This window comes from Mycobacteriales bacterium (assembly GCA_035550055.1).
Taxonomy (GTDB): domain Bacteria; phylum Actinomycetota; class Actinomycetes; order JAFAQI01; family JAFAQI01; genus DASZTV01.
Window position 1 is genome coordinate 23,521 of record DASZRO010000067.1, and the last position, 18,534, is coordinate 42,054.

Sequence of the window (18,534 nt, forward strand, 5' to 3'; positions counted from 1 at the left end):
GTGACACCTGCAGTCGTCGCGACCGACCTCGACGGCACCGTCGTACGCAGTGACGGCACGATCTCGCCCCGCACCCGCGCCGCGCTCACCCGGGCGCGCGCGGCCGGCGCCCTTGTGGTCGTCGTCACCGGCCGACCGCCCCGGTGGCTCGCCGGGATCGGTGAGGCCCTCGGCCACGACGGCATCGCGATCTGCGCGAACGGCGCACTGACCTACGACCTGGCGACCGGGCGGGTCATCGCGTCGCGCCCGATCGGGCTCGACGTCGTACGCACCTTGATGGCCCAGCTTCGCGCGTCGGTGCCGGGCGTGGTGTTCGCGGTCGAGCGGGTCGACGGCCAGTTCGCCCACGAGTCGGCGTACCTGCCGAGGTGGGAGCCTGAGCCCACCACGATCGTCGGCGACCTGGAGCAGGTGTTCGACGTACCGATCGCCAAGGTGCTCGGTCGGGTGGAAGGCGTCGACTCCGACCGGCTGCTCGCGGCGGCACGGGCCTCGGTCGGCGACGGCCTGGCGACGCTGACCCACTCCTCGATCGACGGGTTGCTCGAGGTCATGGCGTACGGCGTGACGAAGGCCACGACGCTCGACCACTGGCTGGCGGCGCGGGGACTGAGCGCGGCCGACGTCGTCGCCTTCGGCGACATGCCCAACGACCTCGAGATGCTCACGTGGGCGGGCCGCGGGGTGGCGGTCGCCAACGCCCACCCGGACGTGCTCGCCGTGGCCGACGAGGTCACCGCCTCCAACGACGACGACGGGGTCGCCGTCGTACTCGAGCGCCTCTTCCCCTAGCGCCCCGGGCCTTGGGCCCTGCACGAAGTAGCACACAACCCGCTGCGGTATGCGCGGATTGCCCGATTTGTCGGGTCGCCGGGAGGTAGTTGTGTGCTACTTCGAACCCGTGGGGGTGGGGTGGCGGGTCAGGCGTCAGGCGAAGCGGGCGATGCTCGCTACGCCGGCGAGCATGCAGTAGACCGCGAACGGGTTGAGGCGGTTGGTCTGGAAGTAGCGGGTCAGGAACTTCGTCGCGATGAGGGCTCCGACGAACGCCGCGGCGGCGCCGGCCATGGCCTGCCCGCGGATGCCGTCGCCGAGCGGACCGGTGAAGTCCGGGATCTTCAGCAAGCCGGCGGCAAGGATGATCGGCGTCGCCAGCAGGAAGGCGAACCGAACCGCCTGCTCGTGGTCCAGACCGCGCGCCAGGCCCGTCACCATCGTGACCCCGGACCGGCTGATGCCCGCGAACAGCGCGAGCACCTGCGCGAAGCCGATCCACACCGCGTCCACCGGCCGCACCCGGGTGACGACCGCCTCGTCGAGCTCGTCGCTGCTCAGCGTCTCGGCGGGACGCGTCTCCGCCTCGGCGCGCGCGAGGGCGCGGCGGCGCAGCCGCTCGCCGGCCAGCAGGATGAAGCCGTTGACGGTCAGGAAGATCGCGGCGGCGAGCGGCTTGGCGAACACCACTCGCAGCTCGTGTTCGAGGACGAGCCCGGTGATGCCGGCGGGGATCGAGGCGATGACCAGCAGCCACGCCATGCGCTCGTGCACGGTCTCGACCTTGCGTTTGCCGATCGAGCGGAACAGGCCCTTCACGATCTCGACCCATTCGCGCCAGAAGAACAACAGCAGCGCCAGTGCCGTCGCGACGTGGAGTACGACGATGAAGGCGAGGTACGGCGACTCGCCGACGGACTCGTCTCCGACGGCCTGCGACCAGCTCCCGCCGAGCCAGTGCGGCAGCAGTACGGCGTGGCCGAGGCTCGACACCGGGAACAGCTCGGTGACGCCCTGCACGGCTCCGATGACGATCGCCTGCAGGAAGGTGAAGTGATGGTGCATCAGAGATAGAGCCCCGAGCCCGATCCGCTCTGCGGGCCGGAGTTGGGGCCCGACGGCAGCGCGCGTTGTCGCATCTCGTCCAGCTGCGCGCGGGCCGCCATCTGCTGGGCGAACAACGTCGCCTGGATCCCGTGGAAGAGCCCTTCGAGCCAGCCCACCAGCTGGGCCTGCGCGACGCGAAGCTCGGCATCGGAAGGCACCTCGTCGCCGGTGAAGGGCAGCGACAGTCGGGTCAGCTCTTCGCGGAGGTCGGGCGCAAGGCCGGTCGAGAGCTCTTTGATGGAGCTTTCGTGGATCTCCTTGAGCCGCATGCGGCTCGCCTCGTCGAGCGGCGCGGCCCGCACTTCCTCGAGCAGCTGCTTGATCATCGAGCCGATCCGCATCACCTTCGCGGGTTGCTCGACCATGCCGCCGACGTTCTCGCCGTCCTCGCGCTCGCCGTCGCCGTTCTCGTCTTCGATGGGTGAACCGTCGGGGCCGACGGTGACGATGCGGACCGGCTCAGCGGGATCGGCAGGGGTGCTCATGTCGCTATCGTCTCCTGGCCAGCGGCTGACCACACGCCCCGGGGTGGGTGAGGCCAGCGGCCTCGATCGGCATCACCCGTCCTTGCGCCCTGCGGGCTAACGGTAGGGGACCTCGCTCCAGGTACGGCCGCTGTCGTAGCTGGTGACGAACGCCGGCGAGGTGTCGCTGGTCACGCCGACGATGTGGCTGGGGCTGATGTAGGCCGCAAACGTGACGATGCCCGGCACGTCCGCACGGGTCCACCGGTGGCCGTGGACATAGGTGAGGTACGGCGCGCCCAGACCAGTGGTGACGAGCAGGTCGTCAGCGGTCCCGGCCGACAGCGTCCCGACGGCGGCGCGAACGTGCGGCAGGTTGGCGATGTTGGTCCAGTGCCGGCCGGAGTCGACCGACTCGAACAGGCTGCCGATTCCGCGGACCGGTGTGCACTCGGCGGCCAGCCCGTTCTGGCTCCACGCCGCAAAGGCCTGGCTCTCGCCGAGGCACGGGTTCGTCTCGTGCCGCCAGCTGTAGCCGTCGTCGTCCGTTGCCCACAGATCCTTGCCGCCGGTGACGTAGATCGCGTGGCCGCGAAGCGTCAGGGTCGCGTCGTAGCTGTCGACCGGTTTGACCGACGACACCCGGACGAGCTGCGGCGAGGTGAGCGTGGCCTGGAACAGTCGCAGTCGCGCGCAGCGGGCACACGAGCGGACCAGCGCCCAGACGACGCCGTGCGCGGTTTCGAGATCCGCGATGTAGCCGGGACTGGGCAGCGTGTGCCAGGTCAGGCCGCCGTCGTCCGTGGACTGGTAGTCGGCACCGAAGCTGAAGCCCTGGTCCGCGTCGGCGAACCGCACGGTGCCTTGGGGCGCGGGACGGGGAGTCTCGATCGACCACGTCGTCCCGCCGTCGGTGGTGCGGGCGAGGCCGCCGACGACGGTGCCGCCCGGGACTTCCAGGCCGCCGGTGACCCAGCCTTCGGACTGCGTCACGAAGCTGACGGAGGCAGGTACCAGCAGCGACAACGCCGGATGTACGACGAGGTCGCCCTCGCCGCCGTCGAGCGAGTCCGGGGTGTCGCTTTGCCTCGCGGCGGCGACCTGCAGCTTCTGGTCACTGCTGGACTTGTGCAGCGAGACGAGGGCGGGGGCTGCTGCGCCGACGACGACGAGACTCACCGCGCCCGCCAGAGCCGACTTCATGCGCCGACGCCGGCGGCCGCGGCGCCGGATCGCCTCCCAGGCGCCGGGTGGCGGGGCGAGCTCGTCACCTCGCCCGCGCAGCAGCGAGTCGAAGTCGAGGTCGGGCCCGAGGTCGTCGCTCATCGCGAGTCCTCGAGCAGCGCCTGCAGCCTCGCCCGTGCGTCGTACAGGTCGCGCTTCACAGTGCCCGGAGCGACGCCGAGCTGGCGGGCGATGCCGTCGACCGGGAGGTCCGCGAAGTAGTGGAGGACGACGACCTGTGCCAGCCGGCGGGGCAGGCTCTCCACGAGCATCCGGATCTCGGGCGCCGGCTCGGTGGGCGCGGTAGCGGTGGCGGTCGCCGTCTTGCGCAGCGCGACGCGCTCCCGCTCGCTGCGCCGCCACCGGTCACGGATCAGGTTCAGCGCGGTCGTGTAGAGATAGGCGCGGGGATCCTGGACTGCGCTCCAGCGGCCGAGGAGTCGCGCGAACGCTTCGGCGGCGATGTCGTGGGCCGCCTCGTCGTCACCGACCATCCGGCGACACCAGCCGGCGAGGGGGGCGTAGTGAGCTCGAAAGATCGCCTCACCGGTCGGCGCGGCGTCCACGGCACCCTCCACCACTGACCGGGGACACCCAGTATCGAGCACCGCGACAGCGACGTTCACGATCTTCAGACGGTCGAGGCGACGGTTCGGTTGGGGCCGACTACTGGACGGTCAGCACAACCTTGCCGATGTGCTGGTTGCTGGCGACGAGCAGGTGCGCTTCAGCCACCTGGTTCATCCGCAACGTCGTGTGTACGACGGGCTTCACGCGTCCGTCGGCGATCATCGGCCACAGGCCGTCGACGACCGCAGCGCAGATGTCGGCCTTCTCGTCGAGCGGCCGGGCGCGAAGCGATGTCGCGTGGATGGTCGCTCGCTTGGTCAGCAGGCTGCTGAGGTTGAGCTCGGCCTGCGTCCCACCCTGCAGCCCGATGATCACCAGCTGACCGTTCGCGGCGAGCGCGCTGACGTTGCGTTCGAGGTAGGCCGCGCCCATGATGTCGAGAATCACGTCGGCTCCGCGGCCGTTGGTGGCCTCGAGTGTGGCGTCGACGAAGTCTTCGTCGCGGTAGCTGATCGCGACGTGTGCGCCCAGCTCGCGGCAACGCTCGACCTTCTCCGCGGGGCCCGCGGTTGCAACGACGTTGGCGCCCAGGGCGCGGGCCACCTGAATCGCCATCGTGCCGATGCCGCTGGCGCCGCCGTGGACCAACAGGGTCTGGCCCGCGGTGAGCCGGGCGATCATCACCAGGTTCGACCAGACGGTCGCGCACACTTCCGGAAGTGAGCCGGCGGTGACGAGGTCGACCCCGGCGGGGACCGGCATCACCTGCCCTTCGGCGGCGACTGCGAGCTCCGCCTGCCCACCGCCCGCGAGCAGCGCGCACACCTCATCGCCCACCGCCCATCGATTGACGCCCTCGCCGACCGCGACCACACGCCCGCTGCATTCCAGCCCGAGCACGTCGGTGACCCCTGGCGGCGGTGGGTAGACGCCGAGGCGCTGAAGGAGGTCGGCGCGGTTCACCGCACTGGCGACCACTTCGATCAGGACCTCGCCCGGGCCGGCCTCGGGATCGTCGTGCTGGCTCCAGTGCAGGACGGCGATGTCGCCGGCGCCGCTGCAGTGCACCGCCTTCACGATCGTTACGCTACGCAGCGCAACGGCGGTGCGCGTGCGGAGGAGCAAGGTTCAGCCGTTTGGCGTTGTGAGCCGCTACAACAGGGGGATGATGTTGCTATGACCGCGGAGGAGTCGACGCTTTTCGCTCGCGTCGAGCGCGACATCCCCAAGATCGCGCGGCGGATGCTGGACCGGTTCGTCACCGAGATTCCGCTGTACGGCATGTTGCCCCGTGAGCAGCTCGAGGGTGAGATCGCGCAGATCACGACGGGTGCGCTCCGGCTGTTCTTCCGCTCGCTGTGCTCGACCGAACCGATCTACGACGACGAGCTGGTCGAGATCCGCAGCTCCGCTGCGCGACGCGCCGAGGAGCGGGTGCCGCTCGACGCGGTTCTCGCGGCCTACCACGTCGGCGGCCGGATCGGCTGGGAGGCGCTCGTCGACGCCGCCCGCCCGGAGGAGCGCGACCAGCTGGTCGTCGCCGCGGGCCGGGTGCTGGAGTTCGTCCACCAGGTCACCGGCGCGGTCGCCTCGGCCTACCTCGAGGAGCGGCAGAGCATCTACGGCGAAGAGCGCGACGCGTTGCGCGCGGTGGCTTCGGCGCTGCTCGCCGGTGAGCCCGCTGACAAGCTCGCGGCGCGGGTGGGGCTGACGGTCGCGCCGGCATACGTCGTCCTGGAGATCGCGATCGGTGATCATCCGGACGAGGGCGAGCACGGTGTCGGCGGCGCGGTCGCGGCTCGCCGCAAGCTACGACGGGTCCAGGGCCGGCTGGAGCGGTGGGCGGGCCAGCCGGTGCTCGGGTTGCTCGAACCGGCCGGAGGTCCAGCCCTGATCGCCACGATGCCGGAGGACGCCGACAAGGTCGTTCTCGGGCTGTCCGAGCTGATGGTCGACCTCAACGAGGCCGCCGGCGCGACGGTGACCGCGGGTGTGGCGGTTGCGTCGACCGTCTCCGATTTGGTCAACGCCGCGCAGCAGGCCGGCGACGTGCTCTCCCTCGCGACGGGTCTGGGGCGCGGTCCGGGCGCCTACTCGCTGTCCGACGTACTGCTGGAGTACCAGCTCTCGCGGCCCAGTGACGCGCTTCCCGAGCTCGGGCTGTTGCTCGAGCCGCTCGAGCGCAACCCGGACCTCGTGCTCACGTTGCAGACCTACCTCGAGCACGACCTCGATCGGCGGGGGACGGCGGCGGCGCTGCACGTGCACCCGAACACGCTCGACTACCGGCTGCGCCGGGTGGTCGACCTCACCGGCATCGACCCGGCGACTTCCCGCGGGTTGCAGCTCGTCGGGGCCGCGCTGGCTGCCCGCCGGCTGCGCGGCGACTAGCCAGACCAGCTCAGGAAGCCGAAGCCGGCAGCAGCTGCACGCTGTAGACCTTCGCCGTCGTGCCCGCAGGCAGGTAGACGCGCGCTTCGACGACCTGGCCGGCTGGCGGCGCCGGCGGATCGTCGCTGAACACCGAGTGACCTCGGAATACCGGCGTAGGTCCCGAGGAAGCGAGCGAGACGGGCACCGTCACCGTGGTGAGGCCACCGGTGGCAGGCAGGATGCGCCGCCCGATCAGCTGGGAGGTGCCGGCGTTCCACGCCTCGACGTTGATCGGCCCGTTGCTCATCAGCTGCACGTTGAGGGCGTAGTTGCCTGCTGGTTCGTTGAAGTAGGCGCCGTCGAGCAAGTAGCCGCCGACCGGGTCGGTCGTCGTCATGTTCCACTCGGGCGCGGGGCCCGTGACGAGCGGCCGCCCGATCTCGCTTCGCGCCGCCCAAGCGGGCACTGCTGAGTGTTGGCTCCAGCCCCCGAGAGCCACGGCGGTGGCACCAGGGGGCGGCGCCCATTCGAAGACCCACACGCCGCCGTCGTGGATCAGCAACTCGGCATTCATGTCGTCGGCGAGGTGGGCAATCAGGCGAAGCGAATCGGCCACCGAACTGGGCTCGATGCCTTGATAGGGCACCACGACGAAGAAGATCTCGCGCCCGAAGACGGGTGCGAGGACGGTCCGGCCCCCGCTCTCCGGACCGGTGTAGGCGTAGGTCACGTCGCGCGCGGCAAACCGTCCGACCACTCCGTTGGAGGCGATCACCTCGGCATTGCTGGGGATCAGCCGCTCTGCGTGGTCGAGCGCGTGCACGGCCGCTGAATCGACGCGGTCCCACTGCGTACTGAGATGAGGTAGCCAGACGCCGGCCCAAGCGACGGTGTTGGCCAGGCTTGCTACGAGCAGGACGGTGACGGCCGGCCCGCCCCAGCGACGTTGCACCAGCGTGCGAGCGGCAAGGATGCCCGCCACGACGAGCGGGGCCCAGAGCGCGGCGTATTGAAACCCTTGCGCCGAGAACACCGGTCCGCCGACGCCGTTTTCGACAGCGGTGACGGCGGCCAGAGGCAGCCCCCACGGCGACAACAGCCCGATGAACCCCGCCGGTGAGATGAGCGCCCAGTAGTTGCGAGGGTGCTGCGAGAGCGAACTGATCAGCGCGCCCGGATGCCGCGCCAGGTCGAGGATGCCGCTTGCCGCGTGATGCTTCTTGCCGGCGCCCAATCCGTTGGAGCGCAGAATGTCGCTGACAAGAGAGCCGGTGCCGGTCGCGCCGCCGACGTGAGACTCGACGACGAACCCGGCGGCGCCACCCAGAAGGAGCGCCAAGCTCGGTCGCAGCCGTCGACGATCGGCGCTCACGCTGGCGGCCAGCCCGCAAAGACCCACGGCCGCGAGGTAGGTCATCGCGATGTCGCCACACAGCGCGCAACACGTCGCCCACGCGATGAGCTGACGGAGGTGCCGGTAGTACAACGCGCGCAGCGTCAACACCACGAACGGCGCGGCGAGGGTGATGTCCAGATGGATGTCGAAGGAGATCGCCCAATAGATCCACGGGTTGCAGGTGAGGAGGACGAGGCTGATGGCTGCGACAGACCAGTCGGGCATCGGGAGGCCGAGCGACCGCTCGTGGAGGAGCCGCACGAGCCAGGTGAACGCAATCAGCTCGGCGCTCACCACGCCGAGGTCCTGCACTGCCAGCGGTGCGTAGCCCCCGAGACCGAAGTGGGTGATGAGCGCGATCGGCCACATCAGGAATACGGAGTGGTCGTGCCAGAACGGCTCATTGCCGAATGAGTCGGTCGGGTTCAGATGGCCGTGCGCGATGTGTGACCACGCCTGCCAGTACTGCGCGTAGTCGTTGGTCAAGCTGAAGTGCCGCCACAGCACGGAGCTCCACCACAGCATCACGCCGAGCTGGACGGCGAAGACAACGACGGCTACTCGGCGTACCCGGCGGAGCCCGGCCCCCTGCTCACCGGGCATCAGCCCGGCCCGAAGCGGATGGCGAGGATGGTCGAGTAGCCGAACGGGTAGCCACGCGATGCGCTGACCAGGTTGGCTTCGAAGTAGACCGGGTCGGAGTTGGCGTTGGTCGCGCGAAGGACGAAGGTGGCGGTGCCGTCGGCGTCTGTCGTCGCGGTCACAGGGGTCTGGCCTTGCGGGTGGCCGTTGATGCGCACTGTCGCGTACTCGAGTCCGGCCTGGGCGTAGATGATCTGCCCGAGCGAGATGGGAACGCCGCTGCGACGGATCGGCCGGTCGAGCCGATCCAGCAGCTGTGCGGTGACCGTGACCGGTTGACCGACCCGCACCGGATGGCTGATCGCGCTGGGATCGAGGGCGACGTGCAACGTCGACGGGTTGTACGCCGCGGTGTGGCTGACCGCCGCCGGGCTGTCGCTGAACGCGACGACCTGGAACCCGCCGCTGATCGGCGGCTGTGCGAAGAAGCTCGGCGACTGCAGCGTGTAGCTCGTGCTCGCGCCGGGGGCGAGCTCATGCGGACCGCGGATCACCTGCCAGAAGGTCGTGAGGTTGCCGCCCTCGTCCACGGAGAAGGCGGGCGTGACGGCATGGTCGGTGCGGTTGTGCACGGCGACGGTGATCTGGTCGACGGTCGCGAGTTGGCCCGTCGTACGAATCCCGATCACGTCGACCGTCAGGGGCGGCGCGGTCATGAGGGCTGCCGCAAAGAGCGCGGCACCGGCCGCGGCGGGAAGACCGACCGCGAAAGCGCGGGTCGCATACGACGGTAGCCGTTCGCCCTCGCGCGCCGACCAGGTCACCGTCACCGCCGCCACCACGGCGGCCGGGATGAGCGCGATGAAGTAGTTGCCGAACGAGCGCGACGCGAAGAACAGCACGATCGAGGGCAGCACGAAGATCGTCTGCTTCACTGCGGGCGGACCGATCGCGACGAGCGCGAGCAGGCCGATGAGGACCGCGAGCGACAGTGCGGCGAACAGCCGCAGGTCGCCGCCACCGACGTGCAGGAACAGGCTCAACCCCACGAGGCCTTGGCCGGCGGGGACGATGTCGCCCGCCATCGGCGTCGTGATGTGGTGCCACCAGGCGACCGGGCTGTGGATCAGGTAGTCGACGTTGGTCAGCGCGAAAGCACCTACGGTCCAGCCGAGGTAGCGCGCGGGCACGGCCAGCCCCCCGCGCCAACCGCGGATCGCCGCAGCCTCGCGCCACAACGCGACGAGCAGGAACGGTACGACGAACCACGGCGTCTGCTTGATCGAGACCGCAAGTCCGAGCGCGACCGGTCCGTAGGCGTAGCGCCAGCTCGGTGAGGTCGCGAAGCAGTCCCACCGGTACGCCGCGACGATGACGAACGGCACGAACAGCGCGTCAGTGACGCCACCGACCGCGAAGCTCACGTAGAACGCGAGGCCGCCGACGATGACCGCGAGTGGCGCAAGGCGTCGCGGCGTGAGCACGAACAGCAGCACGGTCGAGGCCAGCCATGCGATCACGTTGATGACCACGGCGAGCTGCGAGTGCACCCCGAGCATCAGCAATGGCAGGTAGAGCAGGAAGGCGAGCGCCGGGTAGGACAGCGAGGTGACCGGCGTCCCGTCGAGATGGAACGTGTAGCCGTTCGGCGAGACGTGGTAGGCCGCGAACGACGGCGCCATGCTGTGCAGATACGGGTTCGCGCCGTGGTGGGCGAGCACCGCGGCGTACTGGTCGAAAGCGATCTCGTCGGTGCCGTACGCCGGTGAGCCGTAGACCTGGGTGATGCTGGTGATCGCCACGGCGCCGAGGGTCAGCACGAGCAGGATCCACGGCAGCGCCCTGGGTGCGGGCGCGACTCGGGTCCAGGCGATGACGAGCGTGGCCAGTCCGGCAATCGCGAGCACGATCGACGCCGCGATCACCGCGGGGAACTCGGTCGCGGCCAGCGAGATCTGGATCGACAGCCCGAGCAGCATCAGCGCGGCGAGCGTCCACCAGGCTCGGTCGAGCGACGCGGCGCCGTCCAGGTCAGTCACCGGGAAGCTGGATGACTTGGACGTTGCCGATCTGCGGGGTGCCGACGAAGTCGTAGAGGTGCGTGTCGTCGAGACCGGGCGCGAGTGCGACGCTGTCGCCGGCCGCCGGCACGGCGCCGGTCTGCGAGTCGGTGCCGAGGTCGACCAGCGCGACGGCTCGCGCCGTCGGCGACCCGCCGAGCACGAACAGCGTCTGCCCTGACGGTGCCATCGCCAGACCGACGCCGTTCATGGTGAGAGTGAACTGCGCTTGGGTCTGGCCCGACGCCAGGGAGATCTCATTGATCTGCCCGGAGCGGGTGAGGACGTAGATCGAGGACTGGTCCGGCGTCGGTTGTACGCCGACACTTTCGTGGGGCACCGCGATCGTCTTCTGCACCTGGTGGGTCTGCAGGCTGACGACGGCCACGCTGTCCCCGCCGGTCAGCACGTACCCGGTGGTGCCGTCGTCGCCGGTCGCGACCGCAGTCGCCGGGCCGGCCAGCGGGATGGTCGCGACCACGGCGGCGGACTTGCCGTCACAGATTTCGACTGCGCCGGTCTTCGCCGTACCGAGGCCGACAGCTAGCTGACCGTTGACCGACTGGGCCACCGACGTGGCGTCGGCATCGGCCGGCGCGATGTCGAGCACCTTCCCGTCGCTCATCCGGATCTCGGTGAGCGTCTTGACCCGGCGCGTGCCGGCGAGCACCCAGACCCGACCGTCAGTGCTGGGGCTCGTACCCGAGATCGTGCCGGCGCTGGCCGGCACGATCCGCGGAGGTACGGCGGGGGCAGCGGGCGGCTTGCCGGACGATCCCGACGAGCACGCCGCTGCCACCACGGTCGTCCCGGCCAGCAGGACGGCCCAACGCGATTGCTGGTGCACCGGCTCGGCTACCGCCCGCACCAGTCGAACGCGGACGCCTGGTTCAGGAAGTGCTGCGAACGACCGCGAGCGCACGCGTGGTGCGCAGCGTGGAGGTCACGGCCCCTGCGGAGAACGTCGCGTGCTTGTGGGTCGACGCCCCGCCCGGGATCAGCCGGAACAGGTGATCGGTGGCGTGCACCGGCGTGCCGGTGATGGTGAGCTGCACCGACGGCCGGCCCTTGGCGACGTGGATCTCGTTGCCCTCACGGAAGAAGCCGACCCCGAAGGCGCACACCGACGCCTCGCCCTTGGCGAGGTGTTTGTCCGCCGAGACGTTGGTGACGCGGCTGATCACGACGTTGACCGGTCGCGCGAACGCGGTCGGCGGAACGACGACCTTCAGGTGGCACTTGTGGAAGACGCCGGCCGCGTTGCCGCCCGCCGCGTCGACGATCGTCGAGGAGATGGTCGCACCGAACCCGGGCGCCGTCGGGCCGCCGCCGCCCCCACCGGGACCGTAGGCGAAGCTTGCCGCCGGCGCCGCGCACAGCGCAGCCGCCGCGAAACCAGCGACCAGAGTCTTGCGTCCCCGCATTGCTGCTCCCATCCCCGCGAAGGTAGGTCTACCTTGATCGTTTTGGGAGTATATGGGGATGAACGCCAGATGACGCTAGGTGGTCGTTTCGGCAACGAGCGAGCGCAGCGCGGCGATCATGTCGGCGGCTGCAGCGCCAGCGCCCGGGGACAGCGCCGTGAAGCCGAAGAAACCGTGGATCATGCCGTCGTAGCACTTCGCGCGCACCTCGACTCCGGCGGCCTCGAGCGCTTTCGCGTAGGCCAACCCTTCGTCGCGCAACGGGTCGAACTCGGCGACGCCGATGACAGCCGGCGCGACCCCCGAAAGGTCGCTCGCCCGGATCGGGGACAGCCGGGGGTCGGCGTGGTCGGCACCCTCCGGGACGTACTGCGTGCTGAACCAGAGCATGTCGTCGGCGGTCAGGAAGTAGCCCTCGGCGTTCGCCACGCGTGACGGGTAGTCCGCGTCCGCCGCGAAGTCGACGCCGGGGTAGATGAGGAACTGCGCGGCCAGTCTCGGCCCGCTGTCCCGAACGGCCTGCGCGACGCCCGCCGAGAGGTTGCCGCCCGCGCTGTCGCCGCCGACGATGATCCGGTCCGGGTCGTCGCCGAGGGTGGCGACGTTGGCGGCGACCCACTTCGTGGCGGCGAGGCAGTCTTCGAAGCCGGCCGGGAACGGATGCTCTGGCGCGAGCCGGTAGTCGACGCTGACCACGACCATCTCGCCGTCACGGCAGATCAGCCGGGCCTGGTCGTCGTGGGTCTCGATGTCGCCGATCACGAAGCCGCCGCCGTGGAAGAACGCCATCGTGGGGACCGGCCCCTCGACGTCGGGTCGGTAGACACGTGCCGGTATCGGCCGGGCCGGGCCGGGGATCGTGATGTCCTCGACCGACTTCACCTGCGCCAGGGACGCGACGTTGCGTACGCCGACCGTCGCGGCGCGAAACCCGTCACGCGCCTGCTGCGCGGTGCCGGAAGAGATCGACGGTGCGCCCGCGGTGGCGATGAAGTCGAGGATGCTCGCGATGTTCGGATCGAGCGGCATGCTGCTGCCTCCTGTCGCGGCGTCGCTAGACGTGTGACGACGAGCTGAACGCCCGCCACATCATGGCGTACGGGCCGTCGGCGGTGATGAGGGTCTCGTGATCGCCGTCCTCCACGACCCGCCCGGCGTCGACGACGAGGATCCGGTCGGCGCCCTGGGCCGTCTGGAGTCGATGCGCGATCAGGATCGACGTGCGACCGTTCGCGACCACGTCGATCGCCCGCGTCACCACGGCTTCCGCGGCGAGGTCGAGCGTGGCGGTCGCCTCATCGAGAAGCAACACCGCCGGGTCGACCAGCAGTGCACGCGCCAGGCAGACGAGCTGGCGCTGGCCGGCGGACAGTGAGCGCCCCCGCTCGGCGATCGCGGTCTGGTAGCCGTCGGGCTGTGCCTCGACCCAGTCGGCGAGCCCGACCTGACGGCAGACTTCGGCGACCTCCTCGTCTGTCGCCTCGGGCCGGCCGTAGCTGACGTTGTCCCGCACCGTGCCGGTGAACAGGAAAGGCTCCTGCGGGACGTACCCGAGGCAGCGCCGGTAGTCGACCGGGTTGAACTGCCGGAGATCGCGGCCGTCGATGAGGACCGCGCCGTGCGTCGGGTCGTAGAAGCGGGCGGCAAGCTTCATCATCGTGCTCTTGCCGGCACCGGTGCGCCCGACGAGCGCGACGCGCTGCCCTGCCGGGATCGTGACGTCGACTCCGCGCAGGGCGTCGACACTCGCACGGCGGTAGCGGTAGACGACGCCGTCGAAGCGAAGCTCGCCGCGCACCTCGTCGAGCTCGGCCGGGAGTGCCGGCAGTGGGGTGCTCGTCTGCTCCAGCAGCAGTGTGTGGATCTTGCGCATGCCGGCGCGCGCCTGCTGATAGGAGTCGAAGACTTGGGAGAGCTGCTGGATCGGCGCGAAGAACTGGGACAGCCACAGCACGAACGCGATGAGTACGCCGGTGAAGGCCGGGTCGTGATGCAGCCGCCCGACGCCGAGCCCGAGAACCACCGCGGTCGCGATCTGCTGCATCAGCTCGGTGGCCGCGACGTACCAGATCTGGATCGACAGTGCCGACAGGCCGGCGTCGCGGGTGTCGGCGCACAACGCGGTGTAGTTGGCCAGGTCGCGCTCCTGCCGGCCGTGCGCGTGGGTGACCCGCACCCCGCCGAGGGACTCGGCGAACGCGGCGTTGACGATCGCGATCGTGTCGCGCTGATGGTCGTAGGCGACCGTCGAGCGTCGCTGGTAGATGGCGGTCGCGACCACCATGGCCGGCAGGACGGCCATCGCGGCAAGGCCGAGTCGCAGGTCGGTGACGAGCAGGAAGATCGCGATCCCGACCAGAGTTGCGAGCGAGACGACGGCGTTGAGCAGACCGTTCTGGACGAGGTTGGACAACGTGTCGACGTCGCTGGTCACGCGGGTGAGGATCCGGCCGGAGAGCTCGGTCTCGTAGAAGTCCATCCCGAGGCGCTGGAGGTGGGCGAACACCCGGACCCGCAATGCGGCGAGCAGCCGCTCGGAGGCCTGGCCGGTGGCGATGGCCGACGCCCACATGTCCCACCAGTCGAACAGTGAGACCGCCGCGAAGACCACGGCGACCAGCAGCAGCGCCGAGGTGGAGTGCCCCACGACACCGTGGTCGACGCCAAGGCGGATCAGCTCGGGCTGTGCGAGCGTCGCCAGGGCGTCGCCGACGACGAGTGCAAGGCTTGCCGCCAGGATCAGCCGCTGCCGGTGCAGGAGACGTCGCAAGGTGACGGCGGTCTCGTCCGCCGCGGCCTCCTCGATCAGGCCGGCGGGCAGCTCGTCGTCGGCAGGCGGGAGCGCGTCGAGCTGTGCCTGCAGCTTGGGGTTGAGGGAGAGCAGGCCGGCGAAGCGACCGCCGCCTCCGCCCATCCCGGCCCCCGGTGCCCAGGTGCGCGCGGTCGCGGCGGGGACGATCGGCCGGCGCTGGCGCGGTGCCGCGTCGGCCTTGGTGGTCACCGGACTGAGCAAGGCCTGTGGCTGCGGCGCCGCGTCGAGCAGCTCGCGGTAGCGCGGGTTCGTCTCGATCAGCTCGTCGTGCCGCCCGACGGCGGTGATCTTCCCGGCTTCGAGCAGGACGACCCGGTCGGCAAGGCGCGCGGTCGACTCGCGGTGGGCCACGAGAAGCGTCGTGCGGTCGGTGTGCCATGACCGCAACGCGTCGTGGATCTGGGCTTCGACCGCGGCGTCGACAGCGCTGGTCGCGTCGTCGAGAACGGCGACGTCCGGATCGGACAGCAGCAGTCTCGCGAGCGCGACGCGCTGGCGCTGGCCGCCGGACAGGGTGAGGCCGCGTTCGCCGACGACCGTGTCGTAGCCGTCCGGGAGCTCGTCGATGAACTCGGCCGCTTGCGCTGCCTCGGCGGCTGCGCGGATGTCGTCGTCGGTCGCGTCCGGGCGGCCGTAGGCGATGTTGGCCCGGATGGTGTCGGAGAACAGGAACGCCTCTTCGAAGGCGATGCCGACGCGGGAGTGCACCGACGCGAGCGTCGCGGTACGCAGGTCGGCGCCGTCGAGCGTGACCGTCCCGGAGGTCGGGTCGTAGAACCGCGGGATCATCATCGCGAGGGTTGACTTGCCGGACCCGGAGGGCCCGACGAGGGCGAGGACCTCGCCGGGCGCGATCTCCAGGTCGATGTGGTCGAGAATCGTCGGCCCGCCCTCGGCGTAGCGGAAGGAGACGTCGCGGAGACTGAGCGCGCCGGGTCCGGGCGGCAACGGTTGGGCGTCGGCGGCATCGACGATCGTCGGGGCGGTCTCGAGGATCGCGACGATTCGTTCGACTCCGGCGCGGGCCTGCTGTGACAGCGCCATGACCGCGCCGATCATGCGGGCCGGCGCGGCGAGCTGGACGAGGTAGGTCGTGCAGGCCAGGAAGGTGCCCAGGCTGATCCGGTGGTGAAGGGCGAGCCAGCCGCCGATCAGCAGGACTCCGAGCTGGCCGAGCGTCGGCACGCTCTGCAGCGTCGCGGTGAACGAGGCGCGCTGTCGGGCGGCCCGTAGCCGGCCGGCGTACATGCTGCGGGCAGCGGCCATGACGCGCCCGATCTCGGCGTCCTCTTGGCCGAACCCCTTCACGACCCGAACGCCGGAGATCGACTCCTCGACGGTGTTGGTGAGCTCGGCCTCGCGTTGCGAGGCGTCCCAGCTGGCCGCGAAGACACCGGCGCGGGTGTGGGAGCCGAGGTAGGCGGTGAGCGGCACGACGATGCTCGCGACCAGGCCGAGCGGCCAGGACAGGATGAAGATCGCCACCACGCTGGCGAGCAGCTGCAGGGCGTTGGCAAGCACCTGCGGGCCCCATGCGAGGAACTGCTGGACCAGCGAGAGGTCGGCGCTCGCCCGTGACACGAGCTGGCCGGTGCGCAGCTGCTCGGCGGCGCCGGGGTCGAGTGACTGGAGGTGGTCGAAGATCCGGGAACGGAGCCGGAACTGGACGTCGTAGCTGACCCGGCCGGCCCGCCAGCGCCGCGCGCGGGTCGCGAAGAAGCGCACGATGCCGAGCGCGAAGAGCGCGATCAGCCAACCGCGCACGTCGGGATGGGAAGGGTCGAGTCCGTGGTCGACGACGACGCGAGACACGAGCGGGGTCGCGGTGACGATCGCGGTCGTGAGCATCGCCGCGGCGACGCTGACGACGAGCATGCGCTTGGCCTCACCGACGAAGCCCCAGAGCAGTCGCAGCCAGCCCTCACTGCGGTCGGTGTCCGTCGCGGGAGTGGGAGCGGTCGAGGTCACGATCCCTCGATTGTTTCATCGCGCAACGACTGCTTTTGCCGGGTCGGCGTGTGCTCAGCTCAGCTCGTCGCGGCGAAGATGTTCGACAGGTGGCGTCGGCCGGCGGGGCAGAGCACGTCGTGGTCGCGTGGCCCGATCCACCACTGGACCATCCAGTCCGCTCCGCCGGATGGACCTCGGCTGCACTGGCGGTGTGCTGCCGGGAGACGACCGGCGCCGATCGTCGACCATGACGGCAGAGCGGGTAGTTGCCCGTTGCCGACGACCTCGGGCCAGCCGTTGGGGTTGGTGTAGATGCCGACCTGGTAGCCCGCGGACTGGTATGCCTTGACGACCGCGTCGACGACCTGCCGGTTCCTCGACAGGTTGTGGCTCCACGGCGCGACCGGGTAGGGCTCGACGTCCACCCAGATCATGGGGACGGTCAGGCCAACCGTGGACGCGGTCGACAGGTTGTACTGAGCCTCGGCGTACGCAGTGTTCTTCAGTGCCGAGCGGTAGGGCCCGGTGGCGCCGTACTCCGCGATCTCGGATCTCGTCGGGTAGGTCGTCAGCGCGTAGGCCGCGATCAGCTCGTGGTGGCGTCGCGCCCAACCGAGCTGGCTCGACAGGCACGGGTTCGGGTAGAAGCCCGGTCCGTTCGTCAGACCGATCACGACGAACTGCGCGGACGGCAGCGGCAATGGCTCGCCGGGGCTGCGGCGCGACGGGATGCCCTCGCCTTTGGGACAGTTCGGCCAGGAGATGTCCGCGCCCTGGATCACCGAAGTGGCGGCGCTTGCGCTTGCGCTCGCGCTTGCCGCGCCGCTTGCGGCCGCGCCTGCGGTCGGCGCGATCAGGACGGTCGCGCAGAGCAGGCTGCGCCAGGCTGCGACAGCTGGGACTCGCATCTGCCCAGTATTGCCAGCGACCTCAGTAATGGCGGAGACAGCCGCGGCGACCGCGCGTACGGTGGCGGAGGCGGCGCAGCTCACGGCGCGACTCGAGCGGAGGCACTGATGGGCAGCAAGGACAAGGGCGGGCGCGAAGCTCGCAAGCCGAAGGCGACGAAGAAGCCGAAGGGCGTCCCCGTGCCGAGCAGTTCGGCGATTCCGCAGAGCACGCACGGCAAGGATCATCCGGCGAAGTAGTCGGTTCGCCTAGCCTGGTCAGCCCAGGAGGGCTCGCCTAGCGGCCGATGGCGGCGGTCTTGAAAACCGCTATGGCGCGGAAGCGTCATCGTGGGTTCGAATCCCACGCCCTCCGCTGACCTGCAGTTTGCGCGTCTGGCGGGTCCCGATCGACACGTGAATCGCCGAGCCCAACGAAAATGGTCTTTCAAGGGGGTCCGAAGGACCAAGAACGTAGGGCTCGGTGAACCGAACCGCCGAACCCACACGAGCGATGCGACTACTGCGGAAAGCTGGAGCGATACCGATGTGCCATCCGCCACCCGCAGGATCGCGCCGTGCCGCCGCGAACTGTCGTTCGGACAGCTCGCTCAGGAGGGGTGATCGCTGCGGTGCGCGGTGGCAGAGCAAGGACGCTCGGTCTGCTCGTCGCGCTCACCACCGGCACGGCGGGCCTCGGCGGCGCCGCGGTGCCTTCAGCGGCTGCGATGCCTTCGGTGGCCGCGGCGGCGTCGCCGCTGCTGCCCTCGGCTGACTCGTTCTACGTCCCGCCCGCCTCCCTCGCGGGGTACGCCGACGGCGCCGTGATCCGCGAGCGGTCGGTCCAGCTGACCCTCGCCGGAGGCCTCCCGCTGACCGGGGCGTCGGCCTATCAGTTGCTCTACCGG

The 18,534-nt window shown here is 70.2% G+C and carries 16 protein-coding genes and 1 tRNA gene; 5 read left to right on the plus strand and 12 right to left on the minus strand.

What is annotated here, in order from left to right; genetic code table 11:
• Positions 1-795 carry an HAD family hydrolase gene (locus VG899_10160; GenBank protein ID HWA66716.1) on the plus strand — a complete coding sequence of 265 codons (795 nt, stop codon included), beginning with the start codon at positions 1-3 and terminating at the stop codon, positions 793-795.
• Between the two features lie 135 nt (positions 796-930).
• On the opposite strand, the gene VG899_10165 is transcribed toward VG899_10160, so the two are convergent.
• From VG899_10165 to VG899_10185, 5 genes are all read right to left on the minus strand, one after another.
• On the minus strand, positions 931-1,842 hold the full coding sequence (locus tag VG899_10165) for an undecaprenyl-diphosphate phosphatase (GenBank protein HWA66717.1): 912 nt from the start codon (positions 1,840-1,842) through the stop codon (positions 931-933).
• Positions 1,842-2,369: a bacterial proteasome activator family protein gene (locus tag VG899_10170; protein ID HWA66718.1), complete on the minus strand. Its 528-nt coding sequence runs from the start codon at positions 2,367-2,369 to the stop codon at positions 1,842-1,844. The genes VG899_10165 and VG899_10170 overlap by 1 nt, the downstream gene beginning before the upstream one ends.
• A 96-nt stretch (positions 2,370-2,465) precedes the next feature.
• Positions 2,466-3,674, minus strand: coding sequence for a hypothetical protein (locus tag VG899_10175; GenBank protein HWA66719.1), 1,209 nt, complete (start codon positions 3,672-3,674; stop codon positions 2,466-2,468).
• Positions 3,671-4,138, minus strand: a complete 468-nt coding sequence (locus VG899_10180) for an RNA polymerase sigma factor (protein HWA66720.1) — start codon at positions 4,136-4,138, stop codon at positions 3,671-3,673. Before VG899_10180 ends, VG899_10175 begins: the two co-directional genes overlap by 4 nt.
• A gap of 100 nt (positions 4,139-4,238) precedes the next feature.
• The gene (locus VG899_10185) at positions 4,239-5,219 is read right to left on the minus strand and encodes an NAD(P)H-quinone oxidoreductase (GenBank protein HWA66721.1); all 981 of its coding nucleotides are present in this window, start codon (positions 5,217-5,219) and stop codon (positions 4,239-4,241) included.
• 99 nt (positions 5,220-5,318) lie between these two features.
• Between VG899_10185 and VG899_10190 the strand changes: the two genes are divergently transcribed.
• Entirely contained in the window at positions 5,319-6,533 is a 1,215-nt protein-coding gene (locus VG899_10190; protein ID HWA66722.1) for a helix-turn-helix domain-containing protein, read from the plus strand.
• A gap of 10 nt (positions 6,534-6,543) precedes the next feature.
• Here VG899_10190 and VG899_10195 read toward each other — a convergent pair whose 3' ends face one another.
• The 7 genes from VG899_10195 to VG899_10225 all read right to left on the minus strand — a co-directional run bounded on the left by VG899_10195 (position 6,544) and on the right by VG899_10225 (position 17,647).
• Entirely contained in the window at positions 6,544-8,514 is a 1,971-nt protein-coding gene (locus VG899_10195; protein ID HWA66723.1) for a hypothetical protein, read from the minus strand.
• The gene (locus VG899_10200; GenBank protein HWA66724.1) at positions 8,514-10,532 is read right to left on the minus strand and encodes a hypothetical protein; all 2,019 of its coding nucleotides are present in this window, start codon (positions 10,530-10,532) and stop codon (positions 8,514-8,516) included. Before VG899_10200 ends, VG899_10195 begins: the two co-directional genes overlap by 1 nt.
• Positions 10,525-11,400, minus strand: a complete 876-nt coding sequence (locus tag VG899_10205; protein ID HWA66725.1) for a hypothetical protein — start codon at positions 11,398-11,400, stop codon at positions 10,525-10,527. Before VG899_10205 ends, VG899_10200 begins: the two co-directional genes overlap by 8 nt.
• A gap of 43 nt (positions 11,401-11,443) precedes the next feature.
• Positions 11,444-11,989 carry a hypothetical protein gene (locus tag VG899_10210; GenBank protein ID HWA66726.1) on the minus strand — a complete coding sequence of 182 codons (546 nt, stop codon included), beginning with the start codon at positions 11,987-11,989 and terminating at the stop codon, positions 11,444-11,446.
• Positions 11,990-12,052: 63 nt separating this feature from the next.
• Entirely contained in the window at positions 12,053-13,006 is a 954-nt protein-coding gene (locus VG899_10215; protein ID HWA66727.1) for an alpha/beta hydrolase, read from the minus strand.
• Positions 13,007-13,031: 25 nt separating this feature from the next.
• Positions 13,032-16,757 carry an ABC transporter ATP-binding protein gene (locus VG899_10220; GenBank protein ID HWA66728.1) on the minus strand — a complete coding sequence of 1,242 codons (3,726 nt, stop codon included), beginning with the start codon at positions 16,755-16,757 and terminating at the stop codon, positions 13,032-13,034.
• A 59-nt stretch (positions 16,758-16,816) separates the two neighbouring features.
• Complete coding sequence (locus VG899_10225) at positions 16,817-17,647, minus strand: hypothetical protein (protein HWA66729.1); 831 nt, start codon at positions 17,645-17,647, stop codon at positions 16,817-16,819.
• Between the two features lie 108 nt (positions 17,648-17,755).
• On the opposite strand from VG899_10225, the gene VG899_10230 reads away from it, so the two are divergent.
• From VG899_10230 to VG899_10240, 3 genes are all read left to right on the plus strand, one after another.
• The gene (locus VG899_10230) at positions 17,756-17,887 is read left to right on the plus strand and encodes a hypothetical protein (GenBank protein ID HWA66730.1); all 132 of its coding nucleotides are present in this window, start codon (positions 17,756-17,758) and stop codon (positions 17,885-17,887) included.
• Between the two features lie 26 nt (positions 17,888-17,913).
• A tRNA-Ser gene (locus VG899_10235) sits at positions 17,914-18,002 on the plus strand.
• A 256-nt stretch (positions 18,003-18,258) separates the two neighbouring features.
• Positions 18,259-18,534, plus strand: a 276-nt coding sequence (locus VG899_10240) for a hypothetical protein (protein HWA66731.1), incomplete at its 3' end; no start/stop codon positions are given.

Coding starts and splice junctions, on each gene's coding strand:
- VG899_10165 (HWA66717.1), bottom strand. CDS start 1,842: ATGCACCATCACTTCACCTTCCTGCAGGCGATCGTCATCGGAGCCGTG.
- VG899_10170 (HWA66718.1), bottom strand. CDS start 2,369: ATGAGCACCCCTGCCGATCCCGCTGAGCCGGTCCGCATCGTCACCGTC.
- VG899_10175 (HWA66719.1), bottom strand. CDS start 3,674: ATGAGCGACGACCTCGGGCCCGACCTCGACTTCGACTCGCTGCTGCGC.
- VG899_10190 (HWA66722.1), top strand. CDS start 5,319: ATGACCGCGGAGGAGTCGACGCTTTTCGCTCGCGTCGAGCGCGACATC.
- VG899_10195 (HWA66723.1), bottom strand. CDS start 8,514: ATGCCCGGTGAGCAGGGGGCCGGGCTCCGCCGGGTACGCCGAGTAGCC.
- VG899_10210 (HWA66726.1), bottom strand. CDS start 11,989: ATGGGAGCAGCAATGCGGGGACGCAAGACTCTGGTCGCTGGTTTCGCG.
- VG899_10215 (HWA66727.1), bottom strand. CDS start 13,006: ATGCCGCTCGATCCGAACATCGCGAGCATCCTCGACTTCATCGCCACC.
- VG899_10225 (HWA66729.1), bottom strand. CDS start 17,647: ATGCGAGTCCCAGCTGTCGCAGCCTGGCGCAGCCTGCTCTGCGCGACC.
- VG899_10230 (HWA66730.1), top strand. CDS start 17,756: ATGGGCAGCAAGGACAAGGGCGGGCGCGAAGCTCGCAAGCCGAAGGCG.